Origin of the sequence: Polynucleobacter sp. AP-Melu-500A-A1, from assembly GCF_018882125.1 — a bacterium.
Taxonomy (GTDB): Bacteria; Pseudomonadota; Gammaproteobacteria; order Burkholderiales; family Burkholderiaceae; genus Polynucleobacter.
Genome location: NZ_JACVOZ010000001.1, coordinates 219376 through 238787 on the forward strand (window position 1 = coordinate 219376; position 19412 = coordinate 238787).

The 19412-nt window shown below is 44.7% G+C and carries 17 protein-coding genes, 1 tRNA gene and 1 pseudogene; 4 read left to right on the plus strand and 15 right to left on the minus strand.

From position 1 onward, the window contains the following. Positions 1–257 precede the first annotated feature (257 nt). Entirely contained in the window at positions 258–734 is a 477-nt protein-coding gene (locus ICN38_RS01190; RefSeq protein ID WP_216254084.1) for a Dps family protein, read from the plus strand. A 126-nt stretch (positions 735–860) separates the two neighbouring features. On the opposite strand, the gene ICN38_RS01195 is transcribed toward ICN38_RS01190, so the two are convergent. The 5 genes from ICN38_RS01195 to ICN38_RS01215 all read right to left on the minus strand — a co-directional run bounded on the left by ICN38_RS01195 (position 861) and on the right by ICN38_RS01215 (position 3076). Next, positions 861–1508 (minus strand): MIP/aquaporin family protein, encoded by a 648-nt coding sequence (locus ICN38_RS01195; RefSeq protein WP_216254086.1) that lies wholly within the window; start codon positions 1506–1508, stop codon positions 861–863. Further along, the gene (locus ICN38_RS01200) at positions 1505–1984 is read right to left on the minus strand and encodes an arsenate reductase ArsC (protein WP_216254089.1); all 480 of its coding nucleotides are present in this window, start codon (positions 1982–1984) and stop codon (positions 1505–1507) included. The genes ICN38_RS01195 and ICN38_RS01200 overlap by 4 nt, the downstream gene beginning before the upstream one ends. Continuing rightward, positions 1981–2310 carry a helix-turn-helix transcriptional regulator gene (locus ICN38_RS01205; protein ID WP_216254092.1) on the minus strand — a complete coding sequence of 110 codons (330 nt, stop codon included), beginning with the start codon at positions 2308–2310 and terminating at the stop codon, positions 1981–1983. The genes ICN38_RS01200 and ICN38_RS01205 overlap by 4 nt, the downstream gene beginning before the upstream one ends. 263 nt (positions 2311–2573) lie before the next feature. Beyond that, the gene (locus tag ICN38_RS01210) at positions 2574–2840 is read right to left on the minus strand and encodes a Txe/YoeB family addiction module toxin (protein ID WP_370624345.1); all 267 of its coding nucleotides are present in this window, start codon (positions 2838–2840) and stop codon (positions 2574–2576) included. Next, a complete protein-coding gene (locus tag ICN38_RS01215; protein ID WP_216254097.1) occupies positions 2834–3076 on the minus strand; it encodes a type II toxin-antitoxin system Phd/YefM family antitoxin in 243 nt (80 codons plus the stop codon). The genes ICN38_RS01210 and ICN38_RS01215 overlap by 7 nt, the downstream gene beginning before the upstream one ends. Before the next feature lie 182 nt (positions 3077–3258). On the opposite strand from ICN38_RS01215, the gene ICN38_RS01220 reads away from it, so the two are divergent. Then, positions 3259–4437 carry an integrase core domain-containing protein gene (locus ICN38_RS01220; protein WP_216254100.1) on the plus strand — a complete coding sequence of 393 codons (1179 nt, stop codon included), beginning with the start codon at positions 3259–3261 and terminating at the stop codon, positions 4435–4437. Between the two features lie 71 nt (positions 4438–4508). On the opposite strand, the gene ICN38_RS01225 is transcribed toward ICN38_RS01220, so the two are convergent. The 9 genes from ICN38_RS01225 to def form a co-directional block, all read right to left on the minus strand. Further along, positions 4509–4584: transfer RNA gene (locus ICN38_RS01225), tRNA-Phe, on the minus strand. Between the two features lie 173 nt (positions 4585–4757). Beyond that, complete coding sequence (locus ICN38_RS01230; RefSeq protein WP_216254102.1) at positions 4758–6020, minus strand: CAP domain-containing protein; 1263 nt, start codon at positions 6018–6020, stop codon at positions 4758–4760. A gap of 150 nt (positions 6021–6170) precedes the next feature. After that, positions 6171–8162: a glycosyltransferase family 41 protein gene (locus tag ICN38_RS01235; RefSeq protein WP_216254106.1), complete on the minus strand. Its 1992-nt coding sequence runs from the start codon at positions 8160–8162 to the stop codon at positions 6171–6173. A gap of 128 nt (positions 8163–8290) precedes the next feature. After that, on the minus strand, positions 8291–8971 hold the full coding sequence (locus ICN38_RS01240) for a response regulator (protein ID WP_216254109.1): 681 nt from the start codon (positions 8969–8971) through the stop codon (positions 8291–8293). A 2-nt stretch (positions 8972–8973) separates the two neighbouring features. Then, positions 8974–11289 (minus strand): ATP-binding protein, encoded by a 2316-nt coding sequence (locus ICN38_RS01245; protein ID WP_216254111.1) that lies wholly within the window; start codon positions 11287–11289, stop codon positions 8974–8976. Next, on the minus strand, positions 11286–11867 hold the full coding sequence (locus tag ICN38_RS01250; protein WP_255562661.1) for a DUF4390 domain-containing protein: 582 nt from the start codon (positions 11865–11867) through the stop codon (positions 11286–11288). The genes ICN38_RS01245 and ICN38_RS01250 overlap by 4 nt, the downstream gene beginning before the upstream one ends. After that, entirely contained in the window at positions 11864–13249 is a 1386-nt protein-coding gene (gene rsmB, locus ICN38_RS01255; RefSeq protein ID WP_370624346.1) for a 16S rRNA (cytosine(967)-C(5))-methyltransferase RsmB, read from the minus strand. The genes ICN38_RS01250 and rsmB overlap by 4 nt, the downstream gene beginning before the upstream one ends. Continuing rightward, positions 13177–14190 carry a methionyl-tRNA formyltransferase gene (gene fmt / locus ICN38_RS01260; protein ID WP_216254114.1) on the minus strand — a complete coding sequence of 338 codons (1014 nt, stop codon included), beginning with the start codon at positions 14188–14190 and terminating at the stop codon, positions 13177–13179. The genes rsmB and fmt overlap by 73 nt, the downstream gene beginning before the upstream one ends. Before the next feature lie 7 nt (positions 14191–14197). After that, a complete protein-coding gene (gene def, locus ICN38_RS01265; protein WP_216254119.1) occupies positions 14198–14713 on the minus strand; it encodes a peptide deformylase in 516 nt (171 codons plus the stop codon). Positions 14714–14784: 71 nt separating this feature from the next. On the opposite strand from def, the gene dprA reads away from it, so the two are divergent. Continuing rightward, positions 14785–15456, plus strand: a complete 672-nt coding sequence (dprA, locus tag ICN38_RS01270; protein ID WP_216254122.1) for a DNA-processing protein DprA — start codon at positions 14785–14787, stop codon at positions 15454–15456. Positions 15457–15678: 222 nt separating this feature from the next. Beyond that, positions 15679–18351: a DNA topoisomerase III gene (locus ICN38_RS01275; protein WP_370624347.1), complete on the plus strand. Its 2673-nt coding sequence runs from the start codon at positions 15679–15681 to the stop codon at positions 18349–18351. 59 nt (positions 18352–18410) lie between these two features. Here the strand turns inward: ICN38_RS01275 and mnmC are convergent. Beyond that, positions 18411–19412: pseudogene (gene mnmC, locus ICN38_RS11505) on the minus strand (FAD-dependent 5-carboxymethylaminomethyl-2-thiouridine(34) oxidoreductase MnmC); the annotation flags it as partial.

A 19412-nucleotide genomic window follows, 5' to 3' on the forward strand; every position in this document is an offset into this window, starting at 1 on the left:
CGTTGCTAAGATATGTCGAGTAGTGAAATTGGAAAAATAGCCGAATAACTGAGCTATTTGGATTCTTGATAGCCATTGATAGCCAGACATTTGGACTAAATACAATTCTTGATGTGGATATCCGAGACCAATGGCGCCTAACTTTGCAAAGCCATGAATGAAAATAGCTCTACAAGCAAGCCAACAACAACACATCTTTTAGCTATAGAATGGTACATAATAGTTGGATAAATTCATCTAAAAAGCAAGGGCATGATATGAGCACAAAAATAGATATTGGGATTAGCGAAAAAGATCGAAAAGCCATTACCAAAGGATTATCAGAACTTCTGGCTGACAGCTACTCCCTATATTTGATGACTCATAACTTTCATTGGAATGTGAAGGGTCCCATGTTTAATACGCTTCACACCATGTTCATGACTCAATATACCGAGCAATGGGCGGCGCTTGATCTGATAGCTGAGCGTATCAGGGCGCTCGGGGAGCCAGCTCCAGGGACTTATAAAGAATTTGCTAAGCTCGCCTCGATAAAAGAGGTTGAGGGGGTGCCAAAGGCAATGGATATGGTTAAGCATCTGGTTAAAGCACAAGAAGCAACAGCAAAAACTGCTCGCAAACTTTTCCCATTGGTTGAAAAAGCAAATGACCAACCCACTGCTGACCTACTCACTCAACGACAAGACATTCATGAGAAAACTGCTTGGATGCTAAGAAGTTTATTAGAAGAGTAAATCTGTTGATGTTGTTTTAAACGATAAGTCAGCATCAATATAAAAAATTCCCCAGATAAAGCAAGGCTCCTTAAAGTTTAGTGGACGGGACAGAATCGACCAGGGCCTAGGATGCCTGACTCTATTTCAGGGTAATTTTTTAGAGCGACAAAATAATCCAACCATTACTATGGCTGCTAATACTTCAGCTATTACGAAACCCAATACATCCCCAGGAGCGATACCTACAAATGTGTTTGTGAAGCTTCTTGCTAAAGCAACGGCAGGATTAGCAAAGAAGGTGGAAGAGGTAAACCAATAGCCAGCCGTAACGGTCAAGGCTACAAGCATTGGCACTCGATCTTTAGCTTCTTTATCGCCAATATGAATTACTGCGAGCAATACGAGAGTTGATATGAATTCACTCGCCCAAATTCCCAAACCAGTTCTGACCTTAGTTGATTCTTGAATAATTGGTAAGCTAAACATCAAGTGTGTAAGCCATATTCCACAAATAGCTCCCGCAAATTGGCATGCCCAATAACCCCACATCTTCTTGAGATCTAGATGCCCTAACTTCCAAAACATCAAAGTAACTACGGGATTGAAATGAGCCCCTGAGATAGGCCCCAACAAAGTAATCAAGGCATATAAACCTGCTCCTGTAGCAATGCTGTTTCCCAATAAAGCGACTGCGGCATTACCAGCACCCAATGATTCACCCATAAAGCCTGAGCCTGCCACTATTGCTAATAGCAAAGCTGTGCCTACAAACTCACTTACATAACTTCTCATGCTTTTGTATGAATTTCTTTTAAGCTCATTGAATCTAAAGTTTCTAAAGGCATGTCCGCTAAAAGATCAATACGCTTTTTAAGCCCAATCATCACATCTTTAAATGCTCTTCTCTTGTCTTCGTCAGAGCCCTGAACTTGTGATGGGTCAGGAAATCCCCAATGTGCTGTTGCTGGATTACCAGGCCAGAATGGGCATACCTCACCAGCCGCATTGTCACAAACGGTAATAATGAAATCCATCTTAGGCGCATCGGGCAAGCCGTATTCGTCCCAGCTTTTACTTCTCAACTTACTTTGATCGTAGCCTATTTCTTTGGTCAACTCTGCCGCAAATGGATTAACTAAAGTGCCAGGACTAGAGCCTGCTGAATACCCAACAAATAATCCGCTAGGATGGGTAGAAGCTAACGCCTCACCCAATACTGATCGGGCTGAGTTGTGAGTACACAAAAAGAGAATGTTGTATTGCTTCATTTGGCTTTTACCTTCTTCACAGATTTAATGGAAATACAAGACTTGCCATCACAGCAGTTTTCTAATAAAAATTCACTTAATTTTTGAACTTGTTCAGCATTAGGGCGATAGATCAAATGACGACTTTGGCGCTCCACCAATAAGAGTTCGGCATCAACTAAATCTTTTAAGTGAAAGCTCAGTGTGGCATTAGGAATGCCCAGTTTTTCAATAATTTCACTTGGCGTTAAGCCAATATCTCCGCGCTGAACAATGAGGCGAAATACATTTAAGCGGGTTTCTTGCCCCAGAGCGAGGAATGCCGAAATGGCTTGAGTGTTTTTCATATTTCCAATTATATGGAAATATATTTCACAATTGTGACAAATGATGTCGTTTAAAACGACATGGCCAGTACAAAGATGTCTAATGAATATGTCCTTTTAAAGGACGATTCTTAATCAGGATATCCGAGGCCGATGGTGCCTAACCCTGCAATGCCCAAAAAGAAAATAGCCCAACAAGTGAGCTATTCAGTTGCTAGATGGCCCGGGGCGGAATCGAACCAGGGCCTGGGGGTGCTTGACTCTGCTTTAGGCTAATGCCCACTTCATTCGTAGTGAGTCCACATTCTTAAGACTCGAACCGTCTTCTCCTTGCGCAAAATTTCATAAACTAAGCGATGTTGGATATTAATTCTGCGTGAGTAAGCCCCCTTTAGATCACCAACTAACTTCTCATAAGGCGGCGGATTTTGGAGAGGGTCTACTTCTAAAATATCCAGTAAAGCCTGAGCTTTATCTTTAAGGCCTGCGGCAGATAGTTTTTTAGCATCCTTAATGGCATATTTGGAATAAGCTAAATTCCAAGTCACCACTTCAATGCCCTTTTACTTTTAGTAATAGGCTCAGCCATTGACTCTTTAATTGACTCACGCATTCCTGGAACTGCTAATAGATATAAGGTTTCTTGGATAGCGCTCCAGTCTTCTTCAGAAACTAAAACAGCATTTGCTCGCTTACCAGAAATGACTACTGGCTTGTGTGACTCTGCCGCTTGATCAATTAAACGGTAGAGACCTGCTCGAGCTTCACTTGCGGTTAATGTGGTCATGATTTCACTCCTTTTCAATAGAGTACGCAAAAGCGTACGCTTTGTCAAGTGACCATCTCATCCACCCGACTAAAAGAAAATGCCCCGCACGAAGCAGGGCATTATTTGTACGACTCGACACATAGTTAACACTTTATACCGGACACATACTTTACAGTTTTTGGCATAGGAGGGACCACTCTATGCCGTGGAATGAAAGTACGAAGATGGATGAAAAGCTACGTTTTGTGTCTCGTTACCTCGATGGCGAGAAAATTACTACCCTGTGCCAGGAGTTCGGAATCTCCAGAGTCACTGGCCATAAGATCATTGATCGCTATAAAGACAGTGGTTTAGAAGCCTTTACGGATCGCAGTAGACGACCCTTTCGGCAAGCCAACCGCTTGCCCTTCCAGGTCGAGCAATTGATCGTGAATCTGAAAAAAGAGTTCCCCACCTGGGGTGCTCCTAAACTGCGCGACCGCATCCACACCCACTATCCTGAGTTGGCACTGCCCGCTAAGAGTACGGTGCACGCAGTTCTGGATCGCCATGGTTTAGTCAAAAAGAAACGGCGCCGGTATGGCAAGCTTGAAGGTACCGCATTAAGCAATACGCAATCCCCTAATGCCCTATGGTGCGTGGATTACAAAGGGGAGTTTATGCTCGGCAATAAGCAGTATTGTTATCCTTTAACGGTCACCGACTATGCCTCGCGCTTTTTGATTTGTTGTGAGGGCTTAGAGAGTACCAAAGAAGCCGGAGCCTTTACGGTCTTTGAGCAACTCTTTAAGGAGTATGGGCTGCCGGGCAGTATCCGCTCAGACAATGGGGTGCCGTTTGCCTGCGCTAATGCGCTTTATGGCCTGAGCAGTTTGTCAGTGTGGTGGTTACGCTTAGGTATTGGCATTGAGCGCATTAAGCCCGGTAATCCCCAGCAAAATGGTCGGCATGAACGCATGCATTTAACACTCAAGCAAGCGACTACTAAACCCCCAGCCAAAACGATGTTGCAACAACAAGATAAGTTCGAAGACTTTATCTATGAGTACAACTTTGAGCGACCCCATCAAGCCTTGGAGATGAAAAAACCTGCGCAGCTCTATACCCCATCAAGTCGAAAATATGAAGGGTTGCCAGATGTCAGTTACCCCTTCCACGACAAAACAGTGACCGTGACCAACTGTGGGCGCATCTGTCTTGATGGCAAGAAGATTCACTTTAGTACTGTGTTCGCTGGTCATGACGTGGGCCTGCGACAAGTCGAAGAAGACGTGTGGTTAGTGAGCTTTATGGATTACGATATGGCTTACTTTGATATGGAGTCTTCAAGGGTACAAGCCCTAGAAAACCCATTTGGTCCCAAAGTATTGGGGATGTGATTGGTAAATGTGTAAACCATGTGGTCGGTACCGGACGTAAAGCATGTGTCCGGTACGTACCTTGTGATTCTTGGTGGCCCGGGGCGGAATCGAACCACCGACACAAGGATTTTCAATCCTCTGCTCTACCGACTGAGCTACCAGGCCAAGACTGGGAATTATAAATGAAACTGTGTTTTAGGCTGGAAAATCGCTTGAGACTAAGTTTGCTGTACCTCAAGTCTTAGAGGTCCTCTGAAGATTGAAGCGGGATACGCCGGCTTAATCCTATTGCGGTTGATTTATGAGCCCTCTGAGGGTTTCGTGGAGCGGGGATTGAGTTACTTCACAGACAAATTAATACTAACTTTTTTTCCTGATGAGTCTGAGCCTGATACCCTAACAGTACATGCACTAAAGTCTCCTGAGCATGGGGTTTCACCACGATAAATTACAGCAGTATCTGGTTTTGGGTGAGCAACCTTAAGAAAATCAACATCTTTTTTATTTAGCGCTCCTTTGGATGACCAGGACTGGGCAATCTCATCAATCTTGTATTCGTTATTAGTTCCGCCACTTATTTGAACTTTTACGGTAGATCCAGGCTCTGCTGACAATGAAGTGGATGATGATGTGAGCGCTAATGGGACATTTGCTAAAGTAGTAAATTGCCATTTTTGGTCCATAGCCTTGCCATTTATTGTGCCGATAACACGCGCCTGGTATACGGTATCGAATTCCAGCGGATTTAATGGAATCCAAAACGCAAAATTCTTCATTATTTTGCCTCCTTCTGAAGTAACTAATTTACCTTCAATTGGAATGCCATTCCCATTAACTACGATAAGTGAGAAGGACTGTACGGTTAAGGTAACTAAGGGGCCTACACCAATACTAATTGGATAACCAACACGCTTGCCGTCCATTTGCGGCCACGGACTGGGCACTTCATTCACAATCCAATCTATTGGCGCACTTTTTTGATTTGGAGCGGGGTACACAATAATATTTTTTTGAATATCACTGGCCCCAGGATTGCCAAAATTAATAACATAAACATAATCAAAATTATTCATTGAGCCAGGACTTGCTTGTTGAACCCGCATTGCGTCCCCCGCTTCTACATAACTTGAAAATTCAGCCTGACGGTGAAAGGGAGCGGCAATTAAGTTATCAGTAGATAGAGCGCCGTCAGGATAGTTCGTCATCGCAATATTCTCAGCAGTGCCATTTGTAACGTACCCGGCTCTCTTCATTCGGTCAGACGGAATGATTCCAGTAAAGCCATCTTTACCAGCAGTTTCATTGTGCATTTCTAGACCAAGCGAATTATTTGTCACAATATAATTTGCATGCGCTGCAGCGGAAGCTTGCAAGTTTTTATTGAATTTAAAGGCTGGCAAGCCAACTTCAGCCCGACGCTGATTAATCCGCTCAAAAGCACTTTTACTCAGCTCTTCTAACTCTTGGATTGATGGGATGCTTGGCTTATTTTGTGAATGCGCATTATTGGAAATGCTCAATAAGACAGCCAAGCAAAGCAAAGATGTAAAAGAGATGAAAATAAACTTGATACGCAACGCTTGATTGGTAAAGCGAAACATCATCACTCCTTAACTTTTTTATAAATTCTAAATACTGGGAATATACCTAAACTAGAAATGGTTGGGGGTTTAATTGAAACCCTATCGCTACAGTAAAAGCCCCATGAGCTTAATTAGATGGCTACTAAATGGGTATTTAGTAGCCCATAATTAGAGTTTTACATAAATATTACCTAGGCTTAAATTGTCCTGATATCTTTGATACGCCTGGGCATATGCTGCCTCTAGATGTCGAGTAAATAATTGAGTGTTGAACAAAGGCTCTGTTAAAAGATTGGCCTTCAGTTGATTTTTAATGCCAGAAAGTTTTTCGCTATTAGTTGCCAACTCAATAGCCAAGTTCTCATACTCTTCTTGGGTTTGCGTAATAAGCTCTGGCAACCCAATCGCGGTAAGCAGGCTTGCAGACACTCTGCTTGCAAAAGATTGTCCCGCCAAGGTGAGGACTGGCAATCCCGCCCAAAGAGCATCGCTTGAGGTGGTGTGGGCATTGTAAGGAAAGGTATCTAGAAATAAATCGGCAAGAGATTGACGTGCAAGATGCTCTGAATTTTCTATATGTCCAGAAAACACTAATCGATGACTCTCTATGCCCCGAGTCGCTGCCTCTTTAATGAGGTTTTCTTTAGCAGTAGGGTTTCCTTCAAATAACCAAAGAACACTTCCCTCTACTTTTTTCAATATCCTGCACCAGCCATCAAACGTTGATGGGCTTATCTTGTAGCTAGCATTAAAGCAACAAAAAATGAATCCTTTTTCAGGCAATCCTAGTTCAGTTTTTGTAAACATTTTTTTTGATATTGCCCTCTTAGAGTCATTAGCTTGATAGCTATTGGGCAAAAAGATGATCTTCTCAGTGTAAAAAATTTGGTTGGCATCGGGGATGAGTATGGGGTCGGCCACCAAATAGTCTATATAGTCAGCTCCACTAGTACCTGGATAACCAAGGTAGCCGATTTGAATAGGCGCAGCCCTTAATGCAAAGATTCCCATGCGCCCATCTTGCGTGTGTCCCTTAAGATCGATTGCAATATCAACTTCAAGGTCTCTTGCTAATTTAGCAATGGCTTCATCAGAAAGCTTTGTCACGTCATGGAAATGATCTACGGCACTGACGCATCGTTGACGCATTGCATCGCAAACATCGGGACCAAATGAGAAGGCATGTATTTCATAGCGCTCCTTATCATGCAACTCGAGCATCTCGGCGATGAGATAAGCTGTGGCATGGTTATGAAAATCTGCCGAAAAATATCCAATGCGAATCTTATCTTTTTTACTTCGTCGAGGCAGTTTGCCAAGGCCATCTTTTTGATGAAATTTATCTTGAACAAAGCTTAGCGCCTCTTGTTTATGAAAAACAGGATCGTCAATAAATGCGAGGGAGAAAAAGGGGTTAAAGCCTTTTTTGTGCCTTAGCAATCCTTGGATAAGGTCTTCATTCTTACTAAGATCAGCCCAACTACATGTCGTCGTTAATGCGAATAACATTCCCCCATAATCCCAATCAGAGATTGTCTCGGGCTGAATATTAATAGCCTTTCTAAAAGCCTCAATTGCTTCGGGATAACGCTTCAAATCATTTAGGGCGCACCCCTTGTTAAACCACGCTTCTGCAAAATCAGGCTTCAGCTTGATGGCATGCTCATACGCATCTAGAGCTTTGTCGTGATACTTTAGGGTGTCAAAAATTTTGCCGAGATTATAAAAAACCTCATATGAATCATTTTTTAATATAAGTGCTTTTTGATACCAAAGTAAGGCGTCTTCTTTTTCCCCCAAGCTAGCACATGCGGTCGCTAAATCATGTAGCCCTTCAAAAAAATCGCCTGCCTTATCTAAGGCTTTAGTAAAACAATCTTTTGCCTCTTGGAACTGGTTTTTTTTAAGAAAAGAACTGCCCAGATAATAAAATGCATTTGCTGATGCCTGCTTACCTTGGCAAGCTCTCATTAAAAGTTGATGCGCTAGCTCATGGTTTCCCTGGTTTGACTCAACATATGCCAACAGTTCATTGGCTTTTGAGTTAGAAAAATCTACTTCAATAATTTTTTTGAGTATTGCTGAAGCAAATGGGTAATTATTATTTCGAAAGTAATACTCCGCCAAAGTAATTGACTGATTAGTTTCGTTTGAATTCATGATTCATTGGATTTTACAAAACATCCGAGTGTGTGAAGATGAAGTTTCTCAGCCAAGGGTTCAGGATCCAACTGTTTTGACCCTTCATCCTAGCGCCTCAAGCTTTTGCTCTGCAAAGGAAAATATCCCTAGCTTTCGCCTTTGTTACGCGAGGTATCAATTCCTAGCGCTTTAAGTTTGCGATATAAATGGGTGCGCTCAAGACCAGTGTAATCAGAAATTTTGGTCATGCTACCGCCCATCATTTGCATCTGATGCTCAAAGTAGGCCTTCTCAAATAGATCGCGCGCTTCTCGCAACGGAAGATCGAAATAGGTTTTGGCAATGCCGCTAATGTATTCGCCATCAGGGGGCGCTTGATTGGGGGCTTCGGTTGCTGCTGACTTTAGTGAAACGCTAGCATTTGATTGAACTATTTTTTCTTCGTTTGGCTCAATGTATTTTGGCGAAAGCTCCAAAGCCTTGTTGACGGTTTTAAGAAGCTTTTGAAGTGCAATCGGTTTTTCTAAGAAATTAAGAGCGCCAATGCGAGTAGCCTCAACAGCAGTATCGATCGTGGCATGACCGGACATCATTACTACTGGCATCGTAAGTTGGCCGGTTTTAGACCACTCTTTCAGCAAAGTAATGCCGTCCGTCTCTGGCATCCAAATGTCTAGTAATACGAGATCGGGGCGCATTTGTTCGCGAATAGTCCTAGCTTGCACTGCGCTTTCAGCTGCATACACAGTGTGCCCCTCATCGGTAAGAATCTCATTGAGAAGCTCCCGAATTCCCATCTCGTCATCAACAACCAAAATACTGGCCATGCTTAGGCTGCCTCTTTTGCTAGATTCATAAACAGTACTGATACTTGAGCACCAACCACGTTCTCTCCCTGCATACGGTTTCGTATTTCGATTTTGGCAGAGTGATCTTCAATAATTTTTTTAACCACTGCCAAACCCAATCCTGTGCCCTTACTCTTGGTTGTTACATAAGGCTCAAATGCTCTTGCCAATATCTTAGCTGGAAAACCAGTTCCACTATCACTTATTGTTAAGCGCACTGCATTTTGTACTTGTCCACTTTGCTCGCCATAGCGAACTATTTCTGTCTTTACTTTAACTGGGGCATCATGATTTGCCCCTTCTAAGGTAGCATCATGTGCATTTTGCAGCAAATTGTGAATTACCTGTCGCAATTGTGTAGGATCACCCATGATATCTGGACATTCCGGATCCAACTCAGATTGAATTGGGCTGCCCTCATACAAACCCAGTATGTCTTTAGTGAGGCTATTAATTGAGATGGGCCTGAGTTGTGGGCTTGGTGTCTTTGCAAAATCTCTGAAATCATTGACCATTTCCTTCATAGCCTGCACTTGGCCGATGATAGTTTCTGTACTCCGATTGATCATCTCCTCTTGCTCGGGACTTAACTTACCAGCTAGCTTATGTTGCAGCCTTTCTGCCGAAAGTTGAATCGGTGTCAATGGGTTTTTAATCTCGTGCGCCAAACGTCGTGCCACCTCGCTCCACGCTATGGATCGTTGAGCTGTGACCACATCTGTAATATCGTCAAAGACCACCATTCGTAAGTCTGCAGTCAACCCTGTACCACGCACAAACAAAGTCACGCCTAACTCATTCTCATATTCATTAGTGGCATGCAATTGAATTTGCTTTTGCCAAACCGGCCCACTAGTTTGTACTCCGTCAGTCTTGCTGGCCTTTTCTGAGCTGTCCCCAGTAACGTTGAGTTTGATAGTGGCAAAGCCACCCTTGATGGCTTCCTCAAACTCTAGAAGAGCAGGACTATGGCTTAAGGGCAGGCCGCCCAGACTCGTAAGGTCTTGACCAAAAATTCGGTCTGCTCCTGCGTTGCTAGAAATTACGTTGTAGTCTTTATCAAAAATACATACGCCGGCAGTTAAATTACCTAGCACTGTCTCCAAAAAGGATTTAGATTCTTGTAAAGAAGTTCGGGTATCTGCAAGCTGCCTGGTCATCACATTAAATTGTCTCGTGAGCATTCCAAGTTCGTCGCCAGTATCCAGCTCTGGCTTAGGCGACAAATCACCTTGCGCAACTGCTTGAGTCCCTTTTAATAACATCAATAGGGGGCGCGCCAGCTGACTACCTAAAGCAAGGGCCAATGTGATTGCGACAAATACTGCAAAGAACAAAGTCAGCGTAAGCGTACCAACAAACATTTTTCGTAAACCTGAGCGCCCCAAGGATTTTTCTTGGTAGTCGCTATAGGCAGCCTGGACTGCAAGGCTGTTTTTAGTGATCCCTTCTGGAACAATTTTTACTAACTGTAAATACCAGAGCTCTTTTTGGTACTGTGTATTGAACCCAAATCCTCGGCCACTAGCCGCCCCTTCTTTGACCAGCGGTAAGATCACCCGTAATTGATATTGTTGTGATTCATTGGTGGCAGAAGGCTCATCAATGAATTTGATGCCACCAACTTTAGATGCTTGATTCATCATCTCGGAACTGGGTGCAGGCGATTGCTTTAATAGGGCACCTGAGGAGGCTGAGGCAACTACGGTTTGATGACTATCGTAAATAGTAATTTCTTGAATGCCAAATTGATCGCGCATGCGTGAAAGCAATAAGGTTAATCCGGCTGAACTTGATTGATTGGGGGTGACGCGAATTTGATCAATCACAATTCGCCCCTGATCTTGAAGCTCAAGCAAAGAGCTACTTAAGGTAGCGCGGCCTAGCTCTAGACCTGCCTCTAGCGCAGATTCCACCTTGACGTCAAACCAAGTTTCAATACTGCGGGACACGAATTGCAAAGAAACGCCATACAAGATTAAGCCGGGGACCACTCCTACTAGGGCAAAGATCATCGCTAGCTTAGTAATTAAACGCGTACCGAAATGTCCACGATGCCAACGGACGGCAATTACGCCAACTAGCGTGAATATGACTAGCGCCAAACAAATGCCAATAAATACATTGGCGGCATAAAGCCAAATAAAGTAATCTTCAAAAAACTGTGTATTTGAAGACGCAAGGAAAAGCAACACTAAAAGCAGTAGAGCAAAGACACCGATCATCCCAATCGCAATAGGAATAGCTTTTTTTCTCCAAGACTTTGATGCTAGAAAATCGAGCTTAAATAGTCTCATCGCTTAATCAAATTGGGGCCGGTGGGAGAAAACGGAAAGCGGTACCAGTCGCTAGATACGCTCCAATCACGATTATTCAATGCATTGACTTGAAACGGTTTTGGTAACTTACTCAGATCTAAGCTCATGCGCAGGGAAGCCTGATAGAGTTTGTTTTGATCAAGCTGAGAGCTGTCAATTACTCGCCAACCACCAACACTTCCTACTGCTTGTAGGGCTTCAGAAATTGTTGGGGCAGAAAATGTAAAGCCCTCTGAAGCAATGCGATATTGCTGTGTCAGTGGCTGATATGAAAGGCGTGTTTGTCGTTGGGCTATTACTGACTTTTCTTCAAACCAATACCAACGTCCACGGGTTAATTCAAACTCTGTTTGGAAATATAAGACCACCCCTTTTTGTACGGCATCCTCTAAGCCTGGTGCCAACTCAATCTGAAAGGAGGCATTTAATAGCCAATCCCCTTCTACCTTTTCTAGCTCAAAGGATTTAATTTTGATTCCTTCTGCATGAGCTGTAGTCGTAAGAATACTTAATAGCATCAAACAGAAAAAGGTAAATTGTTTAATTCTGTGGCTCATGGTCCATTTTTCTTAAACAAGGCATAGAAAAACCCGTCATTAACTGCTGAGGGCAAAATCTGCCCTGGAGCGTCTAATCGTAACGCATTGCCATGCCCTGCAGCAAACCATTGGGCCTGCTCCTCGCCCTCCTCCGGGAAGATAGAGCAGGTGACATAGAGCATTAGCCCCCCTGGCTTAAGCATCGTCCAGGCTTGATTCAAGATGGCACGTTGTTTTTGTTGCAAAGACTGAATGTCTGCTGCGCGCCTCAAGAAAGGGATATCGGGGTGCCTGGCAACAATTCCCGAGGCAGAGCAAGGAGCATCGAGCAATATTTTGTCAAAAGCAAGACCGTCCCACCACCGGGCTTTAGAGGCATCGCCCTGCAATATACGAATGTCACCTTCCTGTAAACGCAAGCGATCTAAATTTCCACCAATTTTTCCAAGGCGCTGCTGATCCAACTCCAGCGCTACCATCTTGCAATCAGCCAGCTCTAGTAGGTGTGCTGTCTTACCGCCTGGAGCTGCGCAGGCATCTAAAATTTGCTCACCGGACTGCGGATTTAACAATAAGGCAGCCAACTGCGCCCCAGCATCTTGCACGGATACCGCGCCCGTGTAGAAACCAGGCAACTCTCCCACGGGAACGGGCTTACTCAATAACAATGCGGCAGGGAGTTGCACGCCGGCAAGCTCATCTACTGCTGCAGATGAAATACCAGACTCACGCAGTAAAGCTTGATATTCATCGCGCGAATATTGTTTTGGGTTCACTCGCAAAATTAATGCTGCACGCTTGGCTTGGTCAAACAATATTGACTGCCACTGCTTTGGATAATTTTGTTTGAGATTGGCCCGCCACCAGGCAGGTACAAACATTGGAATAGGATCGGGTGGATATGGGTTTTCGCCCTCAGAGTGTTGTACTGTCAAACTTACCTTGCGCAAGACTGCGTTTACTAAGCCTTTGGCATACATTGTCTTGTCGTATTCACTGCAAGCCTTTACGGCCTGATCCACGATGGTATGCGCAGCATAGTGATTACCATCTTCATTACCCTGCAAAAATAGTGCAATGGCAACGCTTAATAAATGCTCTACCTCTGGTGGCGGTGGCTTGGGGATGAACTCTTTAATCAGCTCATGTGAACGCACCCACTTGCGTAATGCATCAAAACTTAAACTCTGAACAATGGGGCGTTCATGTGCCTCAAGTTGATCTAAAACTTCTGTTAATGATCTTCCGTTCAATACTTCTCCTACGGCCTGAGCAGCAATCGTAATGGCTTCAGAAAGAGGCAGGCTGAGGAGTTTGCTTTGATCGGTCAAATGGACTTGCTCTGGGTGATTGCCAGAAAGCGTAAAACTTTTTCTTGGTTCAAAAGTGTTTGTAAACACATTGTTGCGCTCATTTTTTTTCCACCAGGTCTTTGCATTTCTAAAATCTCAATCACACCTTTTCCACATTGAATAAAGGCTCCCGCCTCGCTAAATCCCAACACTTCACCAATATGTCCGTTCTCGCTATAAAGGCCTGGAGCAGGAATACGAGAATTCCAGCACTTTAAAGGGGTATCGTTGACCGTACCTGTCGCCCCGGGGAAAGGATTAAATGCACGAATTCTGCAATCAATTTCCTGGGCGCTTAATGTCCAATCTATCTCGGCTTCACTTTTGAGTATTTTTTCTGCATAAGTAATGCCATTGGTGTTTTGTGGCGTGCGGGTTAGCCCTTTTTTTTGACCTAATGTATTTAATGCTTCCACAATAAGCTTGGCTCCTAATGCTGATAATCGATCATTTAGTGTTGCACCGGTTTCATCGGGTGCAATCTCGAGCGCCTCTATAAGCACCGTATCGCCAGTATCTAGACCAGCATCCATCTTCATAATACAGACGCCTGTTTTTGGATCGCCCGACTCTATCGCTCTCTGAATGGGCGCCGCACCGCGCCATCGAGGCAATAAAGAAGCATGTATATTAAAACTCCCATGCCGCTTGGGACGCTGCGCGACATCTAAAATCTCTTGCGGCAAAATCAGCCCGTAAGCAACTACCACCATTGCATCAAAGTCTATTGCCGATAACTGTTGATAAGCAGCTTCTGCCTCCAATTGTTTTTGTGGGTCTGGATTATTGCGCTTCAGAGTTTGAGGCTGCAATACAGGAATATTATTTTCCAGCGCAAATTCTTTTACCGGGCTAGTCTGGAAATGCATGCCCCTGCCCGCACGACGGTCGGGCTGCGTTAAGGCAAGCACAATTTCATGACCAGCATTATGAATTGCACGCATAGCTTGCGCAGCAAATTGTGGCGTTCCAGCAAAGACAATTTTCATGGGGCGCTTAGCGCTCGCCCAATAATTCTTTGGTGCGCTTTTTTAACTTTTGTGAAATACGGGTGCGCTTGAGCATGGATAAGTATTCAACAAATACTTTTCCTTGAAGATGATCAAGCTCATGCTGGATACACACTGCCAAAAGGCCATCTGCCTCGATCTCAAATTCTGTGCCATTGATGTCCAGAGCTCTCACCTTGACTTGGTCTGGCCTCTCTACCTCATCGTAAAACTCTGGAACAGAAAGACACCCTTCGCGCCACGATTTTTTTTCTGGGCTGGCCCAAATAATTTCTGGGTTGATAAACACCATCAATTCATCTTGCTCCTCCGACACGTCAATCACCACAATGCGCTCATGAATGTCAACTTGGGTTGCAGCCAAACCAACGCCGGGCGCCTCATACATGGTGTCAGCCATATCAGCCACAATTTTTTTAATACGTGAGTCTACTTGCGTCACTGGTTTAGCAACCTTATGCAAGCGTGGGTCGGGATAGCAAAGAACGGTTAATGAGGCCATGTAGGAATTATCCAACAGACTAATCTGCTCGTGCTGATTGTCACTATTTTTCTGGAAGTCAAAATCATTTTATGCAAAACCTATCTATCGACCCCATCCTACAAATCAAGCGGGAGGATAGTCAATATCCCGCCCGTCTAAATGACTTATATGACCCTCCGAGTAAGCTCTTCATCCAAGGGAATGCCCGCTTATTAAAGATGCCCATGATTGCCATTGTTGGCTCACGCGCAGCCAGCAGCGGTGGATTACATAATGCCGCTCTCTTCGCGCAAGCGCTTTCAAGGGCGGGCTTTCTGATCATTTCAGGACTTGCTCGAGGCATAGATGGGGCTGCGCATCAAGCCACTATAGGGCTTGGGAAGGGGCACTTAACATTGGCCGTTTGTGGGACAGGTCTTGATATCACCTACCCCAGGGAGCATATGGGACTTGCTAAGGCCATCAGCAAACAGGGTCTGTTGATTTCAGAACTCCCTTTGGGAGCAGGACCTAAACGTTTCCACTTTCCCAAGCGAAATCGCCTCATTGCAGCCCTGGCTATAGGCGTAGTGGTCATAGAAGCCGCAGAAAAATCTGGCTCACTCATCACTGCACGTCTTGCGGCAGAGCTAGGAAGGGAGGTTTTTGCCCTTCCAGGCGCTATTAATAATCCCCTTTCTGGTGGTTGCCACAAACTTATCCAGCAAGGGGCTAAGCTGGCATGCTCCCCAAAAGATGTTCTTGAAGAGCTCAATTTTTAGAAAAAACCCTATTTAAAGTGCTTTTAAGGGGGTTTAATGAAAAAAACTGTTGAGGATTGGGAATTAACAAAAGCTTGCAATAGCGCCATTTTGGACTTTTCTTAATTTATCGGTTAATAATAAAAAAGGGGTGAAGAAGGGATCAAAGCCCCAGTTGGTTTAAATTGATCCACCTTTTTCGCTATTAAAAACATCATTTCAGACTCAAATTTAGGCAAACGCGTGGCTAAAGCATCTACCAAAAGCAGTTCCAAAACTTCAACTGTGGATCACCCAAAGGCGCTGATCATTGCCGAGAAACCCTCGGTTGCTAATGACATCGCCAAAGCACTGGGCGGATTTACAAAGCATGAGGATTATTTTGAAAGCGATGGCTTTGTTATTTCTTCTGCTGTTGGCCATCTATTAGAAATCGCCGCTCCCGAAGAATTTGACGTTAAACGAGGCAAGTGGTCATTTGCTAATTTGCCAGTTGTACCCCCTTACTTTGATTTACGTCCTATCGTGAAAACTGAATCGCGTCTAAAGGTTCTGCAAAGACTGATTAAGCGCAAAGACGTTACTTCATTAATTAATGCCTGTGACGCGGGACGTGAAGGCGAATTAATTTTTCGATTGATTGCACAACATGCCAAAGCATCGCAATCCATCCAAAGACTCTGGTTGCAGTCAATGACCCCAGCCGCTATTCGAGATGGCTTTGCAAACCTTCGCTCTGATGTTGAAATGAAACCCCTAGCTGACGCTGCACGTTGTCGCTCTGAAGCAGACTGGCTTGTAGGCATTAATGGTACTCGCGCCATGACGGCCTTTAACAGCAAGAGCGGTGGCTTTTTCCTAACCACAGTAGGTCGCGTACAAACACCAACCCTTTCCATTGTGGTTGAGCGCGAAGAATTGATTCGAAAGTTTGTTTCAAAAGATTACTGGGAAGTAAAAGCAGAATTCATTGCATCAGCCGGCATCTATGAAGGGCGCTGGTTTGACCCTAAGTTTAAAAAGGATGTGACTGAGCCTGACGCACGAGAAAATCGCCTCTGGAGCGAAGCTGCTGCACAAAGTATTGTTGCTGCCTGTCGCGACAAAAAGGCAACAGTAACTGAGGAGGCTAAGCCGGCAACACAGTTGGCGCCACAACTATTTGACTTAACCAGTTTGCAACGCGAAGCGAATGCGCGTTTTGGCTTTTCTGCAAAAAATACCTTGGGCTTGGCACAAGCCCTCTATGAACGCCACAAAGTATTGACCTACCCTCGTACCGATGCAAAAGCATTACCTGAGGATTATTTAGATACCGTGAAGCAAACCATGGAAAACCTGGCAGCGCATTCACAAGACTATCGACTATTTGCTAAGCAAATCCTTCAAGGTGATCCGAAGGATCCAAAAGCGAAGGCGGGTTATGGTTGGATAAAACCCAATAAGCGCATCTTTGATAACTCAAAAATTTCTGATCACTTTGCGATTATTCCAACGCTAGAAACCCCAAAGAATTTGAGTGAGCCGGAGTTCAAGCTCTATGACTTAGTGGTACGACGCTTCTTGGCGGTCTTTTATCCAGCTGCCGAATTTCGCGTTACTACTCGTATCACCGAGGCCTCTGGACACCACTTTAAAACTGAGGGGCGCGTCCTTGTCAATCCAGGTTGGCTAACCGTCTATGGCAGATCTAATCAGGCTGATGACGAACTGGTTCCGGTTCAAGAGGGCGAAACCGTTCAAACAGAATCTATCGCTGCTGTGCCATTAAAAACTAAACCACCTGCTCGCTACACCGAGGCAACATTGCTCTCCGCAATGGAAAGCGCAGGCAAGTGGGTTGATGATGATGAGATGCGTGAAGCAATGGCAGAAAAAGGTCTTGGAACTCCAGCTACGCGCGCGGCAATTATTGAGGGCCTGCTGGCAGAAAGATACATGGTGCGCGAGGCTCGTGAACTCATTCCTACTGCTAAAGCTTTTCAGTTAATGACATTGCTGCGGGGCCTAGATGTAGAAGAGCTTACTCGCCCTGACCTAACGGGCAACTGGGAAAATAAACTGTCCTTGATTGAGCAAGGCAAGATGAATCGCGACACTTTTATGCAAGAGATTGCGCAGATGACTCAGCGCATCGTCAAGCGCGCAAAGGAATATGACAGTGACACCATTCCCGGCGACTACACAACCTTGTCAACGCCTTGCCCACACTGCAAGGGTTCGGTCAAAGAAAACTATCGTCGCTTTGCCTGCGAGAAATGCGGTTTTACTATTAGCAAAACCCCTGGTGGTCGTGCATTTGAATATCCTGAAGTAGAAGAGTTATTGCGTGAAAAAACGATTGGGCCCCTGCAAGGATTTCGCAGCAAAATAGGTCGTCCATTTGCCGCTATCATCAAATTATCTGAAATTCCAGAAGATGATGCCGACTATCCTAATGCTGGCTTTAAGCTTGAGTTTGACTTTGGCAACACTCAAGAAGAAGAAACTGAGGCGATTGATTTCACAGGGCGTCTTGCATTAGGGGTTTGTCCAAAATGTTCGGGCGCAGTCTATGAAGATGGCATGCGCTATCTATGTGAAAACAATACTGGACCTAACAAATCGTGTGACTTTAAAACTGGCAAGGTGGTTCTGCAGCAAGAGATTTCTCCTGAACAAATTCAGAAGTTACTCAAAGAGGGCAGAACAGACTTATTGACCAACTTTAAGTCAAACCGAACTGGCCGTGGCTTTAAGGCTTATTTAGTTTTAGGTGCAGAAGGAAAAACAGGTTTTGAGTTTGAAGCCAAAGCGCCTAAAGCTGAGGGCGCCGCTAAGGCTCCCGCAAAAAAACGAGCGGGGGCGAGTGCCGCAACCAAATCAGCAGCTAAACCAAAGCGGGTGAGCAAAGCCAAATCTTCATCTAGCACTTGAGCGCTGATCAGCTTTGCTGCCAGAGCTGACCAGAGAACCCCTCTAGAGCCGAGCGCAGTGGCCAAATAAATTCCTGGTCGCTGGAGCAATGCTCCCATCATAGGCAAGCGGTCTCCTGCTACACAGCGCACTCCAACAAAGTTGCCACCTTTTTGTAAGCCTGAAGATTTACCCTGCGCATAATTCACTAAACCTCTTGCCTGCTCACGATTGAAGTCATCGCTAAGCTCTCGAGGGGATAGGTCATCCTCCCCCTCATCAAAACTCGATCCCACAATCCAACGATAGCTACCATCCATCTGCTGCTCTGCTGGAAGGCAGTAGCCATCTCCTGAAATTCCAACCCTTGGTAATTTTTCTACCCAAGGATCATTCTTGTCGACAGAAAAAATACTCAATTGTCCGCGCACTGGCTTCAAGGGCACTCTAATGCCAATGCTGCTCATCAAGGCTTTACTATCCATTGCCGCAGCAATTACTAACTTATCTGCAGACAAAATAGCCACATTATTTTCATTCAATAGAAGCCATTGGCCATCACGATTTTCTAGTCGTGTAATCCGCGCATTCCAAACACAAGTCAGAAGATCGTGATTTTTTAACGCCTGGTTTGTGGCCTCAAATAGATTTAAGGATGCGCCTCGTGCCAACCAAACGCCGCTTTGTGTAATTCCACAAACTTCTTTTGCCTCTACTGCACTTAAGGGCTGTGCCAATCTTTCATCAAGGCCTATAGAGGCAAGGTAATTGGCAATTTCTGCTCTATCAAATACTTTATCTTTTTTAGTAGGCTGAAAGATTCCATGTTGATTCCACACGGCACCCCAACGACCCTCAGCCAATAAAAATGCAATGCGCGTTAAGCGTAATAGACGCGGAGAGCCTTTACCTATATGGGGGTGTGCGATAGCGTAAGGATGGCTTGAGCAAGCGCTTGCAGGGGAAGATGCAGCATCGACAATACAAACTGTTTTGCCGCGCTCGAGCAACTCATTGGCAATCGTTGCTCCGCAGATGCCTGCCCCAATCACCACTATTTCATGGTGTTGGGGTTTGGTCAT

Coding starts and splice junctions, on each gene's coding strand:
- ICN38_RS01190 (WP_216254084.1), top strand. CDS start 258: ATGAGCACAAAAATAGATATTGGGATTAGCGAAAAAGATCGAAAAGCC.
- ICN38_RS01195 (WP_216254086.1), bottom strand. CDS start 1,508: ATGAGAAGTTATGTAAGTGAGTTTGTAGGCACAGCTTTGCTATTAGCA.
- ICN38_RS01200 (WP_216254089.1), bottom strand. CDS start 1,984: ATGAAGCAATACAACATTCTCTTTTTGTGTACTCACAACTCAGCCCGA.
- ICN38_RS01205 (WP_216254092.1), bottom strand. CDS start 2,310: ATGAAAAACACTCAAGCCATTTCGGCATTCCTCGCTCTGGGGCAAGAA.
- ICN38_RS01215 (WP_216254097.1), bottom strand. CDS start 3,076: ATGACCACATTAACCGCAAGTGAAGCTCGAGCAGGTCTCTACCGTTTA.
- ICN38_RS01220 (WP_216254100.1), top strand. CDS start 3,259: ATGCCGTGGAATGAAAGTACGAAGATGGATGAAAAGCTACGTTTTGTG.
- ICN38_RS01230 (WP_216254102.1), bottom strand. CDS start 6,020: ATGTTTCGCTTTACCAATCAAGCGTTGCGTATCAAGTTTATTTTCATC.
- ICN38_RS01235 (WP_216254106.1), bottom strand. CDS start 8,162: ATGAATTCAAACGAAACTAATCAGTCAATTACTTTGGCGGAGTATTAC.
- ICN38_RS01240 (WP_216254109.1), bottom strand. CDS start 8,971: ATGGCCAGTATTTTGGTTGTTGATGACGAGATGGGAATTCGGGAGCTT.
- ICN38_RS01245 (WP_216254111.1), bottom strand. CDS start 11,289: ATGAGACTATTTAAGCTCGATTTTCTAGCATCAAAGTCTTGGAGAAAA.
- ICN38_RS01250 (WP_255562661.1), bottom strand. CDS start 11,867: ATGAGCCACAGAATTAAACAATTTACCTTTTTCTGTTTGATGCTATTA.
- fmt (WP_216254114.1), bottom strand. CDS start 14,190: ATGAAAATTGTCTTTGCTGGAACGCCACAATTTGCTGCGCAAGCTATG.
- def (WP_216254119.1), bottom strand. CDS start 14,713: ATGGCCTCATTAACCGTTCTTTGCTATCCCGACCCACGCTTGCATAAG.
- dprA (WP_216254122.1), top strand. CDS start 14,785: ATGCAAAACCTATCTATCGACCCCATCCTACAAATCAAGCGGGAGGAT.